General features: G+C 51.7%; 14 protein-coding genes. 12 read left to right on the top strand and 2 right to left on the bottom strand.

Annotated features, from left to right (window positions below; genetic code table 11):
* Window positions 1–17: 17 nt before the first annotated feature.
* The gene (gene serA, locus C1J03_RS23245) at window positions 18–1613 is read right to left on the bottom strand and encodes a phosphoglycerate dehydrogenase (protein ID WP_114888754.1); all 1596 of its coding nucleotides are present in this window, start codon (window positions 1611–1613) and stop codon (window positions 18–20) included.
* Window positions 1614–1705: 92 nt separating this feature from the next.
* Window positions 1706–2845 (bottom strand): phosphoserine transaminase, encoded by a 1140-nt coding sequence (locus C1J03_RS23240; RefSeq protein WP_114888753.1) that lies wholly within the window; start codon window positions 2843–2845, stop codon window positions 1706–1708.
* Between the two features lie 455 nt (window positions 2846–3300).
* On the opposite strand from C1J03_RS23240, the gene C1J03_RS23235 reads away from it, so the two are divergent.
* The 12 genes from C1J03_RS23235 (at window position 3301) to C1J03_RS26010 (ending at window position 21314) form a co-directional block, all read left to right on the top strand.
* Complete coding sequence (locus tag C1J03_RS23235; RefSeq protein WP_114888752.1) at window positions 3301–4554, top strand: alginate export family protein; 1254 nt, start codon at window positions 3301–3303, stop codon at window positions 4552–4554.
* Window positions 4555–4564: 10 nt separating this feature from the next.
* Window positions 4565–5161, top strand: coding sequence for an alginate O-acetyltransferase AlgF (locus tag C1J03_RS23230; RefSeq protein ID WP_162798646.1), 597 nt, complete (start codon window positions 4565–4567; stop codon window positions 5159–5161).
* 24 nt (window positions 5162–5185) lie between these two features.
* A complete protein-coding gene (locus tag C1J03_RS23225) occupies window positions 5186–6583 on the top strand; it encodes an MBOAT family O-acyltransferase (protein WP_114888750.1) in 1398 nt (465 codons plus the stop codon).
* Window positions 6584–6593: 10 nt separating this feature from the next.
* Window positions 6594–7643 (top strand): alginate O-acetyltransferase AlgX-related protein, encoded by a 1050-nt coding sequence (locus C1J03_RS23220; RefSeq protein WP_114888749.1) that lies wholly within the window; start codon window positions 6594–6596, stop codon window positions 7641–7643.
* Window positions 7640–8953 carry an alginate O-acetyltransferase AlgX-related protein gene (locus tag C1J03_RS23215; protein ID WP_114888748.1) on the top strand — a complete coding sequence of 438 codons (1314 nt, stop codon included), beginning with the start codon at window positions 7640–7642 and terminating at the stop codon, window positions 8951–8953. Before C1J03_RS23220 ends, C1J03_RS23215 begins: the two co-directional genes overlap by 4 nt.
* 121 nt (window positions 8954–9074) lie before the next feature.
* On the top strand, window positions 9075–9596 hold the full coding sequence (locus C1J03_RS23210) for a molybdopterin-dependent oxidoreductase (protein ID WP_254694141.1): 522 nt from the start codon (window positions 9075–9077) through the stop codon (window positions 9594–9596).
* 39 nt (window positions 9597–9635) lie between these two features.
* Complete coding sequence (locus C1J03_RS23205) at window positions 9636–12197, top strand: hybrid sensor histidine kinase/response regulator (protein WP_162798645.1); 2562 nt, start codon at window positions 9636–9638, stop codon at window positions 12195–12197.
* A gap of 118 nt (window positions 12198–12315) precedes the next feature.
* A complete protein-coding gene (locus tag C1J03_RS23200) occupies window positions 12316–13740 on the top strand; it encodes an HlyD family secretion protein (RefSeq protein ID WP_114888746.1) in 1425 nt (474 codons plus the stop codon).
* Window positions 13724–15310, top strand: a complete 1587-nt coding sequence (locus tag C1J03_RS23195) for a glycosyltransferase (protein WP_254694140.1) — start codon at window positions 13724–13726, stop codon at window positions 15308–15310. The genes C1J03_RS23200 and C1J03_RS23195 overlap by 17 nt, the downstream gene beginning before the upstream one ends.
* 191 nt (window positions 15311–15501) lie before the next feature.
* Complete coding sequence (locus tag C1J03_RS23190) at window positions 15502–16941, top strand: mannose-1-phosphate guanylyltransferase/mannose-6-phosphate isomerase (protein ID WP_114888744.1); 1440 nt, start codon at window positions 15502–15504, stop codon at window positions 16939–16941.
* Window positions 16942–17153: 212 nt separating this feature from the next.
* Window positions 17154–18566, top strand: coding sequence for a nucleotide sugar dehydrogenase (locus tag C1J03_RS23185; RefSeq protein ID WP_114888743.1), 1413 nt, complete (start codon window positions 17154–17156; stop codon window positions 18564–18566).
* A gap of 42 nt (window positions 18567–18608) precedes the next feature.
* Entirely contained in the window at window positions 18609–21314 is a 2706-nt protein-coding gene (locus C1J03_RS26010) for a calcium-binding protein (protein WP_114888742.1), read from the top strand.
* Window positions 21315–21320 lie beyond the last annotated feature (6 nt).

The raw sequence follows: 21320 nt of genomic DNA, 5'->3' as shown, positions 1-21320 counted from the left end.
GTAACAGGCGAGGACGCCTATGCCAGTTCAAACTGGAGCGGTTTGACCTGTGTGAACATGCCCGTGTCTTGAAGCTTTTTGATCACCGGGGCTGGGACGGCTTCGTCTACATAAAGTAGGGCAATCGCTTCGCCCTGCACGCCAGCACGACCAAGAGTAAAGTTGGCGATGTTCACGCCATTTTCGCCCATAGTTTGGCCAAGCATACCGATGATACCGGGAATGTCTTCGTTAGTGGTATAAAGCATATGAGCGCCAATTTCTGCGTCAACCTGGATGCCTTTGATCTGGATGAACCGTGGCTTGCCGTCCGAGAACACGGTCCCCGCGACCGAACGCTCGCGCTTGTCGGTGACAACCGTTACCTTAATATACCCGTCAAAGACGCCAGATTTGTCTTGGTTTGTCGTGCTGATCTGAATGCCTTTTTCGCGGGCAACAACGGGTGCACTGACCATATTCACATCTGGATTTGCCCGCTTCATGATGCCGGCAACAACGCTACAGTTGAGCGCCGCCAAGTTCATTTCTGCCACGGCCCCATCATAAAGAATGTTGATCGCCTTGATTGGCTCGTCGGTCATCTGGCCAATAAATGCACCCAGATGTCCGGCCAGTTTAATCCACGGGCCCATCACCGCGGCCTCTTCGGCAGTCACCGACGGCATGTTCAGCGCATTGCTCACGGCACCTGTGAGCAAATAATCTGACATCTGCTCAGCAACCTGAAGAGCGACGTTTTCCTGGGCCTCTGTGGTTGCGGCACCAAGATGCGGCGTGCAGACGACGTTCGGCAGATTGAAAAGTGGGTTTTCAGTAGCGGGCTCTTTGGCAAAAACGTCAAAGGCAGCACCGGCCACATGGCCCGACGCCAGCAGCTCTGCCAATGCTTCTTCGTCAACCAATCCACCACGGGCACAGTTGATCACGCGCACGCCTTTTTTGGTTTTGGCTAGATTTTCGCGGCTGAGGATATTGGCGGTCTGCTCGGTGAAGGGCACGTGCAATGTGATGAAGTCAGCCCGCGCCAGTAGTTCTTCCAGCTCGACCTTTTCGACACCCATCTTCTGAGCTTTTTCATCGCCAAGGAAGGGATCATAGGCAACCACCTTCATCTTGAGGCCGCGCGCTCGGTCGCAAACGATCCCACCAATATTGCCGGCACCGATCACGCCAAGCGTCTTGCCCGTCAGCTCGACGCCCATAAATTTGGATTTTTCCCATTTGCCAGCATGGGTCGATGTAGAGGCTTCGGGGATCTGTCGTGCTACGGCAAACATCATTGCGATGGCGTGTTCGGCTGTGGTGATCATGTTGCCGAAGGGCGTGTTCATAACGATCACCCCCTGTTTAGAGGCGGCGTCCTTGTCGATGTTATCCGTCCCGATCCCGGCACGCCCGATAACCTTCAGGTTTGGCGCGTTCGCCAAAATCTTGTCCGTTACTTTGGTGGCCGAGCGGATCGCGAGCCCGTCGTAGTTCCCGATGATCGCGGCGAGCTTGTCTTTATCCTTGCCTAGATCGGGTTGAAAATCGACATCAATGCCGCGGTCCTTAAAGATCTGGACGGCAGCGGCGGATAGTTTGTCGGAGATAAGTACTTTGGGGGCCATGTCGGTGGTCCTTTATCGAAGGGGCAGCAGGCAAATGCCTGCCATATAATTTGGGAAAAGTCGGGTTGGGTGGGCAATCTGCCCACCGCTTCCTAGGCGTTGATTTCTGCTTCAAAAGCCCAAGCTAGCCATGGCAACATTGCGTCGATATCGGCAGTCTCTACCGTGCCACCACACCATATCCGCAGACCGGCTGGCGCGTCACGATATGCACCGATATCGAGTGCAACATCTTCATCCGCGAGGCGCTTGGCCACCGCTTTTGCAAAGGCACCACCATCTACAATCCGGTCATCATTGAACTTCAGACAGACAGATGTGTTGGACCGGGTTGCCGGATCAACGGCAAGAAACTCAATCCAGTTGTGCTCATTTACAAACTCGGTGATGGCGCTTGCATTGGCATCGGCCCGAGCAATCATGCCTTCTAGGCCGCCAACCGATTTGGCCCAATCCAGCGCAAAGAGGTAATCTTCGACGCAAAGCATTGAAGGCGTGTTGATTGTTTCGCCCCTAAAAATGCCCTCGATCAACTTTCCACCTTTGGTCAGTCGAAAGATCTTTGGCATCGGCCAAGCAGGCGTATAGCTTTCCAGCCGTTCTACAGCGCGGGGGCTAAGGACCAGCACGCCATGGGCAGCTTCACCACCCAACACTTTTTGCCAAGAGAAGGTCGTCGCATCTAGTTTGTCCCAGGGCAAATCCATCGCAAATGCAGCAGATGTCGCATCACACAGGGTTAGCCCAGCGCGATCTATTGAGATCATGTCGCCATGTGGCATCCGCACGCCAGACGTCGTGCCGTTCCACGTAAAACAAACGTCATTGTCATAGTTGAGCGCCGCCATGTCCACGATCTCGCCGTACTCAGCGGTGTGGGTGGTTGCGTCGATCTTGAGCTGTTTGACCACATCTGTGACCCAGCCCGCGCCAAAGCTCTCCCAAGCGACCATTTGGGCAGGGCGTTCGCCCAGCAGCGACCACATCGCCATCTCAAAGGCGCCGGTGTCAGAGGCGGGCACAATCCCAATGCGGTAGTCCGCAGGGATGCCCAGCACCTCGCGCGTTGCTTCAATCGCCTCGAGCAGTTTTGCCTTGCCCGGAGCCGCGCGGTGGCTTCGGCCCAAAGGCGCGCCCGATAGCTTTGCTAAATCATATGTGGGGGGTTTGGCACAGGGGCCAGAAGAAAAACGCGGATTTGCCGGCCGCGTGCCGGGTGTTGTCATAGCCATTGATGCTATCCTTCCAGATAAGCGCCCTTCGTTGGGGAAGGGTGTCCCACTTTTCGGAATACGCAGGCACTTCAAAAACAGCAATAGGCAAGGCACATGCTTTTTAGGCAAAAGTGGTGTTTTGCAGAGCGACGCAGGCACGCGTGTTTCCGATAGGAACACATCTGACACAAGAGAGTTGGTTTGATTCACAGGCCTGTCTGACAAAGGCAAAGCACTGAAAGAGCCGGCACTTTACTCAACGTTCAATTTGAAAAGCCACCTGCCAACGAAACATACTCAAACGTGGCCGTCAGTTTTTAAGCCGGTTGGGAACACCAAGTATAACCTTGCACCTATCCCAAAGAATAGCCGTGCTAGGCCAATTGCCCTATCTGTAGACCTTTGGCAGTCTGCTCCAAACCATCCTCAGTCGGTAGTTATCACTCATCCTTTTTAGTGTGAGAGCTGAGATAATGATGATGAGTAACAAGGTTGTGCGTTTCGCCACTGCGGCGCTTATAAGTGCTGTTTTTTTGACACCTCAAGCCAGTGAAGCTGGCACCAAGAAAGCCAAAGTGCTGACCGCTGCGTCGGTGTTCAATGCTGAAAAACGCAAAAGAACCAAACACGAAGTCGGGCAGCGTTTGTCTTATTCGCTCTATTCCAACGTTCGTTTTCAAAGCGAGCGCAACCGGCGCCGCGACGATGACGTTGATGACCGCACAGAAAGCTATGCGCTACATGTGGGGTTTGTTGGGCGCGTTGATTTGGGTCACGGCATAATCGCATTTGGCCATGGTGAGTTGGATTATCGGTCTAAAACCACCCGTGATGGCACGAGTAGTTTGGCGACACGCTGGAGGACAAAAGAAGCGCTTGTCTCTTTTGAAGTGAACGACCAAGCGCGCCTGACGGTTGGCCGCATGCGATTTTCTGACTTGAACAAATGGGTCGCAGATGCGGCTGTCGATGGTGTTCACTTCGGACATAGAACAGACAAACGAGTGACAGAGCTAGCTGCCGTCACTGGGGTCAAAGATCCAGGCGCTTCTTATTTGTTTGCGCATCACGGCCGCGTAAAGAACAATTTGCGCTACGGCGCGTTGGCTTTGATCGAAAACGACGGTGACGAAAATCGAGTTCACCTTGCGGGGTATGCAAATGCTGCCGTTTCGCAGCGGTTTTCCTTTGAGCTTAATGTCGGTGCCGTTGCTGGTGATGCTGCCAACGACAAATCTGCGGGCATAGGGTTTGATCTCCGTACGATCCACAAGTTGGGCTCAAGCAAGTTAAACCCACAACTGATGGCTGGCTTTGCAATTGGCTCCGATGGCTACCGCCAATCCGGTTTGCACCAGAACAAAACCTACAATAGCGGCCAAACACAGGTCCACCGTTACGGCTATGTGTTTCGCCCTGATCTGACGAACCTGGCCGTTGGGTCGGTTGCTGTCGGCATTCGCCCTTCTCGCATGCTGTCAGTGGACTTGGGTTTTCACGTCTACGGACAACCCACCAAATCAACCACTGGTCCAAGCGCAAGGTTGTCCGGAGCGACCACCGGTAGCTCCTCTTTCTTGGGCACAGAAGTCAGCCTTGCCGGAGCATGGCGCCCCAACAAAAAATCTAAAATCGAGTTCGGTGCGGGCCGCTTTACCCCCGGTCCGGCCTATGTCGATCAATCCTCTGCAACACGGATTTACATGCGTGTATCCGTATATTTTTAAGGTTGTCAAAATGAATAATCCCTCCCTGTTCGCCGCAGTTTGCATGTCTTTCTTTTCAACCTGCTCCCCAGTCCTTGCCGACGACAACAGTTTGTATGCCGAAGCGCTGCCTGACGATGCAAGCTTTGTGCGCTTTGTCGGATTTGATGGTCAAAACAGCGCCGAGTTTGCCGGTTTCACATTCGATTTGGTTGCCGATGAAGTCGGGAAATACATCCCAGTGTCAGCATCCCAACTGAGCAACATCACATCCGGCAGCTTCATATCTGTGCTCCGCGCAGCTGATGGAGAGCTCCAAACGATTGATGAAGGTCCACGGACACGTCAATCCAAAGTGGCTCTATTATTGGTGAATGGCACAGACACGCAGCTAGAACTGCGTTTGGCCGATGGGACTGTCGCAGTGCTCGAAGCTGTTGCGCCGACCACCTCTGCGCTGCGCGAAGTCAATCCTGTGGCCATCAGCTTAGGTGTTTTCGAAGCCGATCAAGAAGCACCGTTGGCGACCTTTGATGTGTCTCTGCGCCGGGGTCAGAACCTCAGCTTTGTGGCGGATGCAGATGGTGTGCGGTTGATCGAAAACCAATTTGCGCCCCTGGCCAAATAACGATTTTTCAAAAGGGACGATGTCATGATTTTTTCTAGTTCAATCTTTATCTTCGGCTTCTTGCCCTTGTTTCTTACTGTTTATTACGCCGCTCCAAAATCAGCTCGTTCTGTCGTGATCTTGATAGGCAGTTACGCTTTCTACGGCTGGTGGCGGCTCGATTATTTGGCCGTAGTGTTTGGCATGTCGGTGATTAGCTATTTAGCCGCATATGTGGCTTACACCGCCACCACGACCACGATCAAAACATGGGCCGTTCGCCTTGGCGTCGCCTTCGATTTGGCGGTTCTCGGGTATTTCAAATACACTATGTTTGCGATGTCAGGTCTTAGTGATTTGTCCGTTGCTTTGGGTGGGGCTGACATTACCGTCCCAGCAATCATCCTTCCGATCGGCATCAGCTTTCACACGTTTCAATCAATCAGCTATATCATTGATGTGTCGCGCAAAGACGCGCCACCCGCCCGCAATCTGATCGACTTTCTGGCTTTTGGTTCTTTGTTCCCGCAACTTATTGCAGGTCCGGTTTTGCGCTACAAAGACTTGGCGGATCAGTTCGCTAACCGTACCCATACGCCTGCAAAATTCGTCCAAGGCATCAGCCGGTTTGCCCAAGGGTTGGCAATGAAACTCCTGATCGCAGACAATGTTGCCCCTCTTGCCGACCGGATATTTGCGCTCTCTAATCCAACAGGGACCGAGAGCTGGTTGGGCGCATCGGCCTATTCCATCCAGCTGCTGTTTGATTTCGCGGGTTATTCATCGATGGCCATTGGTCTGGGCCTGATGATTGGTTTTCAGTTCGTCGAAAATTTCAACGCCCCCTACATCAGCCAATCGATCACAGAGTTCTGGCGCCGCTGGCACATCAGCCTTTCTATGTGGTTGCGCGACTATCTGTATTTACCACTAGGTGGCAACCGCCGCGGTGCTGCACGCACCTACATCAACTTAGCAATGACAATGCTGTTGGGTGGATTGTGGCACGGCGCAAACTGGACCTTCATTTTGTGGGGCGCATGGCACGGTATCTGGTTGGCATTTGAGCGCGCTTTAGGAGCGAAATCCAAAACCCAGGTTTGGCCTGCACTGATTGCCTGGCCGCTCACAATGACCCTTGTGATGATTGGTTGGGTCATGTTTCGCGCAGCCTCCGTCACAGAAGCATTCAATATGTATGCAGGGATGATCGGACTTAATGGCTGGTCCTTGTCGGCCTCGATGGCTTGGCAAATTCAACCGACAGAAATTGTTGCCCTGCTCTTGGGCAGTGTGATCTCAGTCTTCGGCCAACGCTTGGCTGGGATGACTACAGACACACCTGCAGCTTTGCAGCTTACCTCTACTTTTGCGTTGATGGTCATGGCCTGCATGGCCCTGCTCGCACAAACTCACTCTCCTTTCCTGTATTTCCAATTTTAAGGTTCATGACATGTTAATGATTAACGAAAAAACTCAAATGATGGCTTCGGTTGGATTCTTGTATTTTTTGGCTGCAATTGGCCTTAGCGCACACATGCTGATGGAGAAGCCAGCCATAAACACCAGCGTCATAGACGGAGCAATGCAGTCGATCTACGAGAAAGGCTTTACCGAGGCTAACCCTCTGAACGATGCGTCAATATCGGTCATGGGCACTATTAAGTATGCGGCTTTTGGGCAAGCAGAACAGGGCGCTGTTGTTGGCAAGGACGGTTGGCTGTTCACGTCGGAAGAGTTCGAAGTGAGCCCTGATTTTTACGAAAACATGTCCCAGTCTGCGACTGAGATCGCGCGTGTTCAAGCATTCCTGAAGCGGAAGGGGATTACGCTAATCCCTGTGATTGTCCCTGACAAAGCAGATGTGTACGCAAAGCATTTGCGGGTTTCTCGCCCAGCTGAAACGCAGACACGTCGGAAAGATTTTTTTTCATTATTGGCCGCAAGAAATGTGATGGCTCTGGATGCCTACGATGCTCTGCGTCCGAACGATCTACGGGCCAATGGGTTCATCAAAGATGATACACATTGGTCTCCAACCGGTAGCCGTGCTGTCGCCGAAATTGTTGCAGCACATCTTAAGAATTTGGATGTCGAACTAGCACCTGCGACGGTCACAACAGTGCAGGGACCAAAAGTAGATTTTGACGGGGACCTGCTGCAATTTGTACCTACTGGAGCATTGCGCAAAGTCTTCGGCCCCGAGCAAAACCAGATCGCCACTTACACAACCACCGTGGAAGCGGCAGGCGGTCTATTCGGTGATGCGAACGTTGACGTTGCATTGGTTGGGACCAGTTTTAGCGCCAAACCCGAATGGAACTTCACTGGATTTTTACAAGATGCCCTTGCGGCAGATGTCCTGAATTTCGCATCTGAAGGCCAAGGCCCATTCGCTCCAATGGTGGCTTTCTTAGCCTCCGACACATTCCAAGACACCCCTCCAAAAATCGTCGTTTGGGAAATTCCCTCGCGCTATACATCCAAGGAAATGATCCAATGAACCGTACACTGACACATCTAATACTTGCAGCGACCATGGCATATGCAGCGCCGGCAAGTGCGGCACCTTTTTGCGCCGACCTGGGTATCCAAGATCAACTGCCCAAGAAGTATCAAAAACGTGGACCGTTCTATTCGGACGTTTCTACGGGCTGGATTATCGGCCATGATCAGCTGAAGGATAAATACGCCGTTACGGATGAAACGACTGCAATGTGGCAAAATATTAAAGCGGAATTTGACAAGCACGGTGTTGAATTGGTTGTTATGGCCGCGCCGCCAAGGCCCTTGTTCGCATCTGACGAAGCAATCGATGCGATGGGGCTACCCAATGACGTAGACCTGTCTGAAATCAAAACTGGGTTCAGCGCCTATATTGCGGCCCTAAACTCTGCAGGTATCACTGCGCCTGATTTGTCTGTTATTGCGGATAGTCCAACAGCCGAAGAGTTCTACTTTGCTCGGGATACACATTGGACACCAACGGGCGCGGCGTTGTCGGCAGCACATCTAAACGCAGCAATGCGCAACGGATCTGTCCAAGACAGCGTGGCGCGGATCAACGCGACCGCCACCTATGAGGAAAAAGGGTCTTTGGCTGGTGTGGTAAAAGAGGTTTGCGGGACCCGTCCTACAATCGAAACGGCATCTGCGCCACAATACGCCCAAGAGGGTTCGGCGCAATCATTGCTAGGTGACGCTCCCGTGAAAGATAAGATCGCATTGGTGGGCACCAGCTTTTCTGACCGTTACCAGCGAGACGCTTATCAAGTTGCGGATGCTCTGGCGTTCATGATGGATGCATCGGTCGACAACTTTTCTGCCACAGGTGGCGGTCTGGTTGGATCAATGGAAGCGTTCATCCGCACTGGTGCATTGAAAAACGGAAGCTACAAGACAGTCGTCTGGGAAACTCCGTACTCGGCGCCCCTGACCTACGTTGATGGGTTGCGCCAAATCTTGGGCGCGCTGCAAATGACAGGCGAGCAAGCCCAGGTTGGCACATTAGAAGCCAATATCGGAAAAGATTGGGTTGGTCTTGATCACAGCTTCCTGGTCTCGGACGTACGTAGTCTTGAGATTGAGACCGGTGACATCAATTCAGGTCAATTGATTGTCGAGTTAGTCAATGTCGATGGTGGAAAAATACGGACAAAACTGGTTAAAACAGACCGAGTATCAGCGGAGCTGCGCAGCAACAAATGGACAATTTCCTTGAGTGGAATGCCTGCAGATCAGATTGCCCGCATCAAGTTGCGCCTACCAAAAGAGAGCAAGCAAGTGGTTGCAAAAATTCACTTTTTCAACTGACTGTTATGTTTCAAATCGTAGCGGGCTATACCAAAGTATAGTCCGCTATACCCCTGCGTGGTGTGTGTTTTCAGGCACGGCTGTTAGCACCATTTTAGTTGCCTTTAGATCGGAGCACTTGATGTCCTTGATGAACACCTTTCGCGCCACCGTAGCCATTCTTTCGTTCGCCTCACTCCCTGCTTTGGCCGACACGCTGCCCGCCCCAACGGGTAAGGTTCTGTTGACCATCTCAGGCGACCTGAACAATCAGACAGCTGAAGCACCGGATGGCAGCGTAACGCTGGACCTAGAGATCCTTAAATCGCTGGGCACCAAAGTATTTACTACTTCTACGATATGGGTCGAAGGAGACGTTGAATTTACCGGAGTTAGCCTAAGCGATGTATTGGACTACGCAGGGGCTACAGGAGCCACTATTGGGGCCATCGCATCAAACGACTACAAGGTAGAAATTCCGACAGACGGGTTGGAAGCAGACGCACCTATCGTCGCTTACTTGATGAACGGTTCAGAAATGTCGGCCCGTGGCAAGGGCCCACTTTGGATTGTTTACCCCTACGACGACGATGCAAAATATCGTACAGAGGTGATCTATTCGCGCTCAATCTGGCAGATGGATCGAATAGAGTCGGTTAACTAGGGCATCACAATGCCCATAGGCGCTAAAAGGGCTCAGATCTTGTTTGAAAAGAATGATAAGGCGCGCCGTTTAGTACCGCTGGCAGTCATCCTCGTCGGTATATTTTTGCTGGCAGGACTGGCCATCGTCATTACCCAGCGCATGGACGACCTAAGCGAGGCACCGGGCGACAACTTAACTTGGACGCTCTCGCAGGTCGAAGTTGACGTCTTAATTCTGATGGACGAGGCTTTACTCACTGCACAGGCCGAAACGACCGATGTATCTGACATCCGCCGCCGTTTCGACAATCTATACAGCCGAACCAGTACGTTGCGTGATGCGCCTGTGTTTGCACAGATGCGCACGGATGCAGTTTTTAGTAGTCAACTCGAAACGCTCGAAAGATGCTTAACGAAGTTAACGAAAATCATCGACAGCTCTGATGCCGCGCTCTTGGCCAACTTGGACCCTCTAATTGATGAACTGAAACGAATTCGCGAGGAGGCCCATGCCATTGCTTTAACGGGCATTGGGCTGCGTTCAGAGACTTCCGATGTCGAACGAAAATCGCTGGCTCGGTTATTGTTCGTTGCAGCGATTGTAAGTCTTGCGACTATTTTGTTTCTTGCATTCGTTTTAACTGTGATCGTCCGTCAGCATCGCTTGCACCAAGATGCATCTGATGCCGTTGTGAGAGCCAATGCCCGTCTTAAATCAACATTCGATGTGTCCTTAGATGCTATTGTTGTGGCCGACACAGAGGGCGTCATTTTGGAATTCAACGAAGCTGCAGAAGCCGTTTTCGGTTTTGCGGCAAGTGAAGCTGTCGGGCAGGAAATGACCGATCTGATTGTTCCCAAGCACCTGCGTGCAGCCCATACAGCTGGGATGGCACGGTTCAACAAGACGCAAGACGCGCGACTGGTTGGCAAGGGACGGATCGAGATCACGGGCCTGCGAAAATCTGGTGAAGAATTCCCTGTTGAGATTTCAATAGGCATGGCCGCAGATCACCGGGGTACGATTTTCATCTCGTATCTGCGCGACATCACTGAACGCGTGGCCGCCGAACAGGATTTGAAATCGGCGCGTGACGAAGCACTGGCCGCCGAAACTGCGAAGTCCAATTTTCTGGCTGTCATGAGCCATGAAATGCGCACACCCTTGAATGGAATTTTTGGCACACTCGAACTCTTGAGCAATTCCAAAGTAACAGAGAAACAACGCAGTTTCCTGGAAATCGCCAAACGCTCGGGTGACATCTTGTTGCACCACGTCAACGATGTGTTGGATGTGTCGCGCATGGATGCGGAAAAGATGGAACTAGTCGAAGACAGTTTTGATCTGGCACAGTTTTTCTCAGATGTGGTTACTGCGAATGAAGCGACTGCGGATGCGCAATGCAACGTGCTTGAGCTACAACTGGAAAAGATGCCCAAGGGTGCCGTCCTATTGGACGAGCGTAGGATGCGACAGGTCACTTACAACCTGATCAGCAATGCTCTGAAATTTACCTCCAACGGCACCGTAACATTGCGCGCGAACACGTTTGCGGATCAAGATGGCCAGATGACTTTGGAGTTTTCTGTGATCGACACTGGTGTCGGAATTCACGCAGAGGATCAGGCATTTGTTTTCGACCGTTTCTACACCCAAGAGCGATCTTACGATCGATTTGCCTCTGGTGCGGGTCTCGGCTTAGCAATTTGCAAACAATTAATCGACATGATGGGTGGTACGATTTCGTTGCAAAGTAGCGCTGGCAAAGGCTCCAGCTTTACCGTGTCACTGCCATTTGAAATGGATGAAGCACCACAGCAAGAAAGCACCCGGTTCGAACATGAAGTCGACGTGACGCCGCTCGAAGGTCAAGAGATCTTGTTGGTTGAGGACAACGAAATCAACCGGCTGATTTTTTGTGAAATGCTGAAGTTGAATGGGATGGTTGTGTATGAGGCTCTCAATGGCCAAGAGGCGGTAGACCTTGCGCAGATACGAGAGTACGCAGCGATTCTGATGGATGTCAGCATGCCTGTCATGAACGGAGTTGATGCCACCGAGATCATTCGAAGCACTGTTGGTCCCAACCAAAACGCCAAGATTTTAGGATTAACCGCGCATGCACTTCCCGATGAGCAAGCTCGCTTCATAGCTGCGGGAATGGATACGGTTTTGAACAAACCGATATCTCAATCCACTTTGATTGAAGCGTTGCTGTCAGTCGTTCAAGCAAATTCTTCCTATCAAGAAGCTAGCATTGTTTCATCAGACATTATCTTGATCGATGCAGCGACATTTTCTGAACTCGAGCAAATTCTCAAATCAGATCTATTGCAGAGATTGGTCTCAGGTTTTGAAGTTGAAATCACCGCATTTCTTGCCCAAATCCCTTTGCTGTTGCAGCAGGGGGATATGCTAAGCTTAGCCTCTGATACGCACAAATCTGTTGGATCTTCTGGCATGATCGGCGCTCATCATTTCCAAAACCTCTTGCGCGAACTGGAGCATGCCGCGAAGGCTGGTGATGAAAAGCGCGTAATGAAATGTGTAGATGACGTCGTTTCAGCATGGCCGGCCACACAATCTGCACTCAAAGCTAAATCCTATACTTTGGGATAGCGGGCCCTATACGCCAGCACAGCAGACTGAACCCCTGCGTGCCAACAAAACAAAATCTTAACAGATATTATTTCAGGGTGAGAGTCGCCGGCGTGCCGGTATTAACCTGGAGTATGCAATGAACATTCGTCATGAATGTCCAATGCCGGATCTGTCCTTTTCGGTGACAGCGCCGTTGCATTTAAACAAAGCGAACGGATGCAAAGTTATTGCAAACCGTTGGTCTTTGGCTGGAGTATGGCTTGATCCTGATCAAGACGACATGTCCGGTGACGTTATTCTGTCAGTACCTTTCCAAGGCGTTGAGGTATCCTTTCCTGCGCGACTGAATGAGACGGAAACACCTGGGCACTACACCTTTCATGAACTGACAGTTCGCCAGCGCGAAACACTTGGTACGTTCTACAAGGGTGTAATGACGGGTCAGATGGTGTCGACGGGTGATATGATTTCTAGCCTCGATACCCCGGTTGATTTGGTCCCAATGGGCGAAACAGAAGAAGAAGAAACTGCCGGGCGCGCCAAAGCCAAACCCCGGTCGCTACGGATCATCTGGAATACCTTCTTTTATATGGCTGCGGCAGCATTTTTGGTGCTGTTTCTAGGAGGCCAAATCTGGCAACGCCTGTCACACGTTCAATTGGATCACGCTCGTTTTGTGGCACCAATCACAACATATGATGCTCCTGAATCAGGATATATCACGCGTATTAATGTGAGCGTTGGCGATCAGGTTAAACCCGGCGATATTCTGGCCCGTATCGAAGATCCTGATCGTGAAAGCGATGTAGAAGACGTGCGTGCTGAGGTTCTCTTGGCCGAACGTCGTTTGCGCACAGCCCAAGACCGTCTTGCACAACACATATTGCAACGTAGCGGCCTGCGCGCGGCCCTTTGGGTAAGGTTTCAAGTGCTTTGGGTGCCGTGGCAGAAAAATGACCCACACCTGCTGATCTACCCTGAAAGTATCGAGGCTGCCCGCCGCGCGCTGTATGACTTTGACCGCCGCCGGGACATCAACGCCCTGACGCATTTCGATATGCTCAGCACGCACCAAGAAGCAGTCAACGAACGCGACCTAGATCTGCGCCGTTGGAAACGTGAGTTACGCCACCGTAAAGCCGCCGCAGATGAGCTGGTTGTACGTGCCAAATATGATGGCACCGTGTTTGGTCTCTATGCGCTCAAAGGCAGCTACGTGACCCGCGATGACTTGGTCGTAGAGATTGAGGATAATACCCCGCGGATCGCTGTCGGTTGGGTGGATGATAGTATGGCCACGAGCGTGCACATTGGCATGACGGCAGATGTTGCTTACGTTTTTCGAGGGCAATCCAAGCGCATCCAGGGACAAGTGACTGACATCCAGGCCGGCACCGATATCGCACAACCTGACAAGTTCGGGATGGTCATCACGATCAAGGCCGACGACGCAGGCATCAAAAAGACACGTAAATGGTTCCGCCGCAACGCCCCCGCCCGCATCCGTCTGAAGCGTGACTTCTTTGCGTCTTGGTTTGGAGATAATGATGAACGCACCTAAATCGATTTATGCGTTTGAAAAGCATCTGGACGGCTGGTTGCACAGTTTGGCTGGCCCTTCCCCCAAAGGGCTAGATAAATGGCCCCCTCGGAAAATTACGCAATTCACAGTCTTGATCACTATGCTGATTGCAGCATTGGTGTTTTGGCCAAATAACTTTTTTGACCCAGATTTGATCAACATCACTTTCGTGCTCGGGTCTCTCGGAATTTGGCGCTTTGGCTGGTGGTTCACGCACGCCGCAAGGGCCGAAATATTCTCTTGCACCAAATTTCCCAAGATGAGGGCGCGGGCAAATGCGGTTTGGCAATCTGGTTGGCGTCCAAGACATTTGCACATCCAGATGACCACCTACTTTGAAGAGCCTGCAATCACGCGACGCGTCATCGGATCCATCATCGGACAGATCAGGCGCGAAGGGATTCCAACAACGCTTTGGATTGGAACAGGATCGTCATATGACGAGGAAATAATCACTGATTTCGTGCGCACCCATGGAGCGGACGTAGATGCAGAAATCGTTTTCCTGCGCCAAAATCAACCGGGAAAGCGCATGGCGATCGGTATGATTTTGCGTGCGATTAACCGCGCAAATGTCGGCCCGGACGATCTTGTAATCTTTATGGACGGTGATGCGGTCTATGGCATCGACGTGCTGGAGAAAACTTGTTCGATGTTTGGCGCTGATCCTATTTTGCAAGCGCTGACCACCAATGAAGAAGTCATTTGCTACGGCCCTCAGTGGATCCAAAGCTGGCTGTCCATGCGGTTCGCTCAACGGCGTCTCGCTATGCAAAGCCATGCAATGTCGGACAGGGTGTTGACCCTGACTGGCCGGATGAGCGTGTTTCGCGCCCGCTACATTATCGATGAAAAGTTCATCCGCACGATCGAAGCGGATCATTTGGATCATTGGCTGTGGGGGCGTTTCCGGTTTTTGTCCGGGGATGACAAAAGCACCTGGTATTACCTGTTATCAAAGCGCGCCAAGATGACCTATGTACCCGATGCCTGTGTCTACACGATCGAACAGATCGAAGGGTCGGGTACGGGTCGAATGATCCAGAACTTTCGCCGTTGGTCCGGTAACATGTTGCGCAATGGATCGCGCGCAATTGCCCTTGGCCCGCTTGTCGCCAAGCCATTCATTTGGTGGTGCTTAGTAGATCAGCGCATCGCGATGTGGACGATGTTGGTCAGCCCAGTATTGGCAATTCTCACACTATTTGTAGAGCCAATGTACATCGTTCATTGCTTGATTTGGATCGTGTTGAGCCGCACGTTTCTTTGCCTATTCTTGTTTCGCTATGCGCGCGCACCTGACATCACCTGGCCCTTCATTTTGTATTTCAACCAGATCATCAATGCGAGCGTTAAGGTCTATATGATCTTCCATTTAAGCAAACAGAAATGGTCAAACCGCGGAAACCAAAGTTCGGGTGGAGGTACGGCTACAATCGACAAAATCAAGAATTCGATGGCTATGTTCCAGCTAGTCACGACAGTGATTGGCTTCCTGATTGGGCTGGCGATCTATATAGATCTACTGTCTCTTCCATATCTATTTTAGGCGGGTAACATGCTGAAATTAAAATGGTTTGTTTCGAATTTCGTAAACTATACTTCTGAATACATCGTCCATTCCATTGGACTCAAAACTGTCCTTGTGGCGCCACGTATTAATTCTCCAACACCTCTAACCTTATTGTTAGGCCAATCGATGAACGTGCGGTCACATGTGAGAGTGTTAGGAGTTAACCAATGATCTATCCAGTAATTCTAGCGGGCGGCAGCGGAACACGCCTTTGGCCTTTGTCACGCAAAAGCTACCCGAAACAATTCGCGCAATTGAATGGCGACACCAGCCTGTTTGAACAAACGATCAAGCGGGTTCAGGCTGCCGGCATTGCAGACCCAATCGTCGTCACAAATACCGACTACCGCTTTATCGTGGCTGAGCAACTTCAAACGGCTGGTGCTGTCAAACCAACAATCATGATCGAACCCGAAGCGCGCAATACGGCCCCGGCAATCTTGGCCGCAGCACTTAGCCTGCAGGACCAGCCGAACGCGATTATGTTGGTCATGCCCTCAGACCACGCGATTGCTGATGAGGCTGCGTTCGAACAAGCGGTACGTGCCGGTGAGCAAGCCGCCGAAGCCGGTAAGTTGATCACGTTCGGGGTAACCCCAAATCGCGCTGAGACAGGCTATGGCTACCTAGAACTATTTGATCCCATCAGCAGCGCAGCGCCGTTTGCACAGCCGCTCAAAGCCTTTGTAGAAAAGCCTGAGCAAGACTTAGCCGACGAGTTTCTAGCTTCTCGCCGTCATCTTTGGAACGCCGGCATCTTCATGTTCCGCGTCGCTGAGATCCTTGAGGCATTTGAGGTGTTGTGCCCACGTCTGATGATGCCTGTGCGCCGCTCTGTCGAAGGTGCCCGCCACGATCTAGACTTCTACCGCTTGGATGAAACGCCATACAAAACTGCCGAAGACATCTCGATTGACTACGCAATCATGGAAGCCTGTGAATCGCTGTCTGTGATCCCGCTGAGCTGCGGTTGGTCTGATTTGGGCAGTTGGGCTTCGGTCTGGCAAACTGGGGATGCCGACGAGAATGGCGTCGTAGAGCATGGCAATACAACAGCGATCGAATGTGAGAACACTTTGCTGCGCTCAGAGACGGACGGCGTTCAACTGGTTGGAATTGGCCTGAGCAACATCACGGCCATCGCGATGGGCGATGCGGTACTTGTTGCGGATATGAGTAAGTCCGAAAGCGTTAAAACTGCAGTGAAAATGTTGAAAGCAGAAAAGGCAAAACAGGCCGAGCAGTTCCCCAAAGATCACCGTCCGTGGGGCTACTTTGAAACCCTATCTTTGGGCGAGAGATTCCAGGTGAAGCAGATCGTTGTTCATCCTGGCGCGGCCCTCTCCTTGCAAAGCCACGTACACCGTTCCGAACATTGGATCGTGGTTGCTGGATCTGCGAATGTAACCGTGGATGAGGATGTAAAACTCGTCTCAGAAAACCAATCCGTATACATTCCACTTGGTGCGACCCACCGGTTGGAAAACCCGGGAAAAGTACCGCTGCACCTCATTGAAGTGCAAACTGGTGCCTACCTAGGCGAAGATGACATCGTTCGTTACGAGGATATTTATGCCCGTGATCGGACCGATGACAAAGCTGCATAAACCAAGACCAATAAGCACTCTCACACCACCTTTAGCGGCGCCTTCGGGCGCCGCCTTTTTTTGCAAAAAGCCATCCTAAACGGCAAGGACAGCCCCCCTATGCCAAAGGATAGTGCATGCATACGGAGGATGCAGTTTTTAGCCTTTGGTGAAATAGAATCAATAAAATCAGACGGATATACAGTGTTTAGTCACAAGTTAGGAATGAACACATGCTCGATATCCACTCACAATTCGACGACCATCTATTTGGTCAAACTGCCCTGGCTCCACTGCACGTCGTAGACACAAAACCCTCCATCAGTGTTGTCGGTCTTGGATATGTCGGCGCTGTATCAACCGCGTGTTTTTCCAACTTGGGGCATCATGTCATTGGCGTAGACATTGATCCGGCCAAAGTCACCTGCATCGCAAATGGGAAATCTCCTATTCACGAATACGACTTGGAACGGCTCCTGCGCCAAGGTGTCGATGACGGCCTGATCGCCACCACTCACGACCTCGAGCAGGCTGTCGTTGACACAGATTTGACCTTTGTCTCGGTGGGTACACCAACTGCTGCGGATGGCGGATGCGATCACAGTTATATCGACGTCGCTGCCCGCATGATTGGCGCCGGATTAAAGCGCAAAAATGACTTTCACGTTGTGGTCATGCGTTGTTCGATCCCACCGGGTGTCACAATGGGATTTATGGCCCCAATCATCGAAGAAATCAGCGGCAAAAAAGCCGGCGTTGATTTTGGTGTCTGCTTCAACCCCGAATTCCTGCGTGAAGGCGTAGCGGTCGCAGATTTCTATGCTCCGTCAAAAACCGTTATCGGCACCAACGATAACCGCAGCGCTGCCATCATGACCCGCATCTTTGAAGCCATTGATGAAAAGCCAATTGTCACCTCGATCGAGACTGCCGAAATGGTGAAATATGTCGACAACGTTTGGCACGCCACGAAGGTTTGTTTTGCAAATGAGGTTGGTCGTTTGTGCAAACCTTTGGGTGTCGACAGCCACGATGTCATGGACGTTTTTGTTCAAGACACGAAACTAAACCTCTCCCCTTATTACCTTAAGCCCGGCTTTGCTTTTGGTGGCTCTTGCTTGCCAAAAGAGGTGCGCGCGGTTGCACATATCGCCAAACAACAAGGGGTATCTCTCCCCCTGATCGAAAGTCTTGGCGTGTCCAACGCGACCCACATTGATCGTGCGGTTGAGATGGTCCGTGAAACGGGCGCAAAGAGTGTTGGTGTGCTCGGATTAGCGTTCAAACCTGGAACCGATGATCTGCGTGAAAGTCCAATCTTGGAAGTGATTGCAAGGCTGCATGCTGAGGGCGTCGAAGTTGTAGTTCACGACCCCGCAATTACCCCAGAAACGCCTTTGGCAGGCCAGCTGGCTTATGTCCGCCACGGTAGTGCCGGTCTACAATCTTTGGCTACCGATCTACCTGCAATGATGCGCGCAGATTGCGCCGATGTAGTGGCCGCGGCCGACACATTGATCGTGACCCACTCCAACGATTTGTACCGCAAGGCGATCGAAGATGCAGACGGAAAATCGGTCATCGATTTGGTCCGCATCAACACCAAAGTTGACCCACAGCAAAACTACAACGGGATCGGTTGGTAACCCCAATCCTCCTTCCACCGAAGTGTTCTTAAAGAGGAAAACATGAATTCATCTCAAACTACAAACCAACAGACCGGCACCAATGTGTCCGAAGTGTTGGATGGTACGAACGGCGCAGACCTGGTTCAGGGTCTGTCAGGCAACGACACAATAACATCTGGCGACGGCAATGATGTCGTCTTTGGAGATTTTACCACGAGCAACCTGCTCTCAGGCACGGATGGCGCTTCGAGTTTTACGCAATACGGTGAATCTGGCGCATGGATTGTTCAAGAAGAGGCCGGTGGCCACACCAGTATGACACAGGTGATCGATACAGAGCCGGGTGAGGCATATGAGATCAATTTTGATCTTGCAGCAAACTATGGCGCGCAATCCGTCAGCGGTGCCGTCGAAGTCTTGTGGAACGGTGAGGTCATCGACAGCTTTGACACCAACAGCGCAACTTTTGCAGCGCACGGTATCTCCTTTCAAGGTGCTGGTGGTCCGGGTGAACTCACATTCCGTTCGATAGAAAGCACCAACGCATCCGGCCCGGTCGTCAATACCGATGGCCCAATCTTTTACACTTTGGAAAACAAAGAAATTGGCAACCAATCTGTCGAGGTCAAAACCTTTGCAGAGGGTCAAACCGGCATCTACCAGGTCATCAACGGCACCTTGCAAGTCTTTGATCCTGTCGATGCCACTTATACCGTAGCAGGTAGCCCAGCGACGGTCACAGTGAACGCGATTGGTTTCAACGTCCAAGATAATCTGATCTACGGCCTCGCCGTCGGAAACGGAGTCGACAGTCTTGGAAACGCCGTTGAGAAAACCGATCTCATAATGCTGGATGCGGCTGGCGACAGCTACAAGATTGGGTCCACGCCTTACCGTTCATGGACGGGTGATTTCGACTCCAACGGCAATCTGTGGGCTTTCCAGTCTAGCATGGACAGCATTACGATGATCGATGTGAATTCGGTAGATGCCAACGGTGATGTCGCAACCAAGACTTTCAAGTTTCCCAAGGACATGATCACCGACCAACTTTGGGATGTTGCTTATGATGCAACGTCTCAAAGCTTCATGGGTGTGACACGCCCAACAAGCGAAGGTGCGACATCGACGATGTACGTTATCAACGTGTCAGAAGTCGCCAATGGCGGTGAGCCAACGTTCGAAACGCACGATGTGACTGGCACATTAATCGACGGTGTTATGCATGATGGTGTGCCAGCGATTACGTTTGGGGCCGCAATCCAAGACGCCGACGGCAACTTTTATGTGGCAGGCAATAGTGGCGATCACGACATGAACGATTCCACAGCGAGTGCTGGCGGCATCTACCGTGTCGTAATGGATGCTGGCAGCGAAACGGCTCACCTCGAGTTGGTTGCTACCAGTCCGCGTTCTTCGTCAAATGACGGTACATCTGATCCACGTGCTATGGATCCATTTTCTGAAATTGATGTCAGTGCGTCCGTATTGATCCGGAATTTGGATCTAACAATCGCACCAAATTCAGAAGAAACGTATGACGATGTCATCGAAAATGGCAGTGGTGCAGATCAATCTGATGGCGGCATTGGCCAGGACACAATTGCAGGTCAAAGTGGCAACGACACGTTGATTGGTGGCGAAGGAGACGATGAGCTCTTTGGCGGAAATTCAACTCAGAACTCACCAGTCGAGATCTACACATACGATGAGTTCGGCAACCGCTACGATGCCGGCGGAAACCTCCTGCCTGAGGAAAACGACGAGCTCTTTGGCGGTGCTGGCAACGATATCATGCATGGCGGTTCTGGTCACGACTCCCTTGATGGCGGTACTGGCAACGACAATCTGAATGGTGGCTCCGGCAGTGACGTGCTGAATGGTGGGACCGGGAACGATGTCCTTGCCTCGGGGTCCGAAAGCGATGTTGTCCATGGTGGCGAAGGCGATGATCAGTTGATCGGCGGTTCAGGTGACGACGCATTGTCAGGCGACGACGGCATTGATGATTTGGCGGGCGGCACAGGTGCTGACACGCTGGATGGCGGTGCTGGTGACGACCTACTGAACGGCGGTATCGGTGATGACATCTTAATTGGTGGGACTGGTGACGATGTTTTAAACGGAAGCACTGGTAACGACACGTTGTCCGATGTCGCAGGCGACAACACCATGAATGGTGGGTCCGGTCATGACAACATGACAGGCGGTTCTGGTGTGGACAACATCATAGGCGGCTCTGGCGACGATGTGTTGTCAGGTGAAGGCGAACGTGACGTTCTTAAGGGCGGCACAGGCGATGACACGCTGAATGGTGGGGATGACAAAGACAAACTCTACGGCGGCAACGGCAATGATATTATCAATGGGGACCAGGGCAGTGACTACATCAACGCCGGACACGGAGACGATGTGATCAATGCAGGCCAAGGCCGTGATAAGGTTTTGTCTGGCACAGGGTCTGACGACATCTGGGGTGGTGCCGACACTGACTGGTTTGTCTTCCTTACGTCAGACGCAAACAACAGCACCGACACGTTGTTTGACTACACACATGATGGTGTCGAAAATGACCGTCTTGATCTTCGTAGCTTTGATGCTCTGGGGAATGGAATGTCGACGGCAGATTGGATCAACGATCACATCACCCAGAATGCCGACAATAGCGTTACAATTGATCTGGGCAATCTCGCGATCAACTTGATTGACCATGCCGATATCCAAGATCAATTCTTCGATCAGGTGTTGGACGGGCTACAACTATAACAAAGT

Origin of the sequence: Sulfitobacter sp. SK012, assembly GCF_003352085.1 — a bacterium.
Taxonomy (GTDB): domain Bacteria; phylum Pseudomonadota; class Alphaproteobacteria; order Rhodobacterales; family Rhodobacteraceae; genus Sulfitobacter.
The sequence above is the reverse complement of the archived record's forward strand: the minus strand, read 5'-3'. Positions and strand labels throughout refer to the sequence as shown.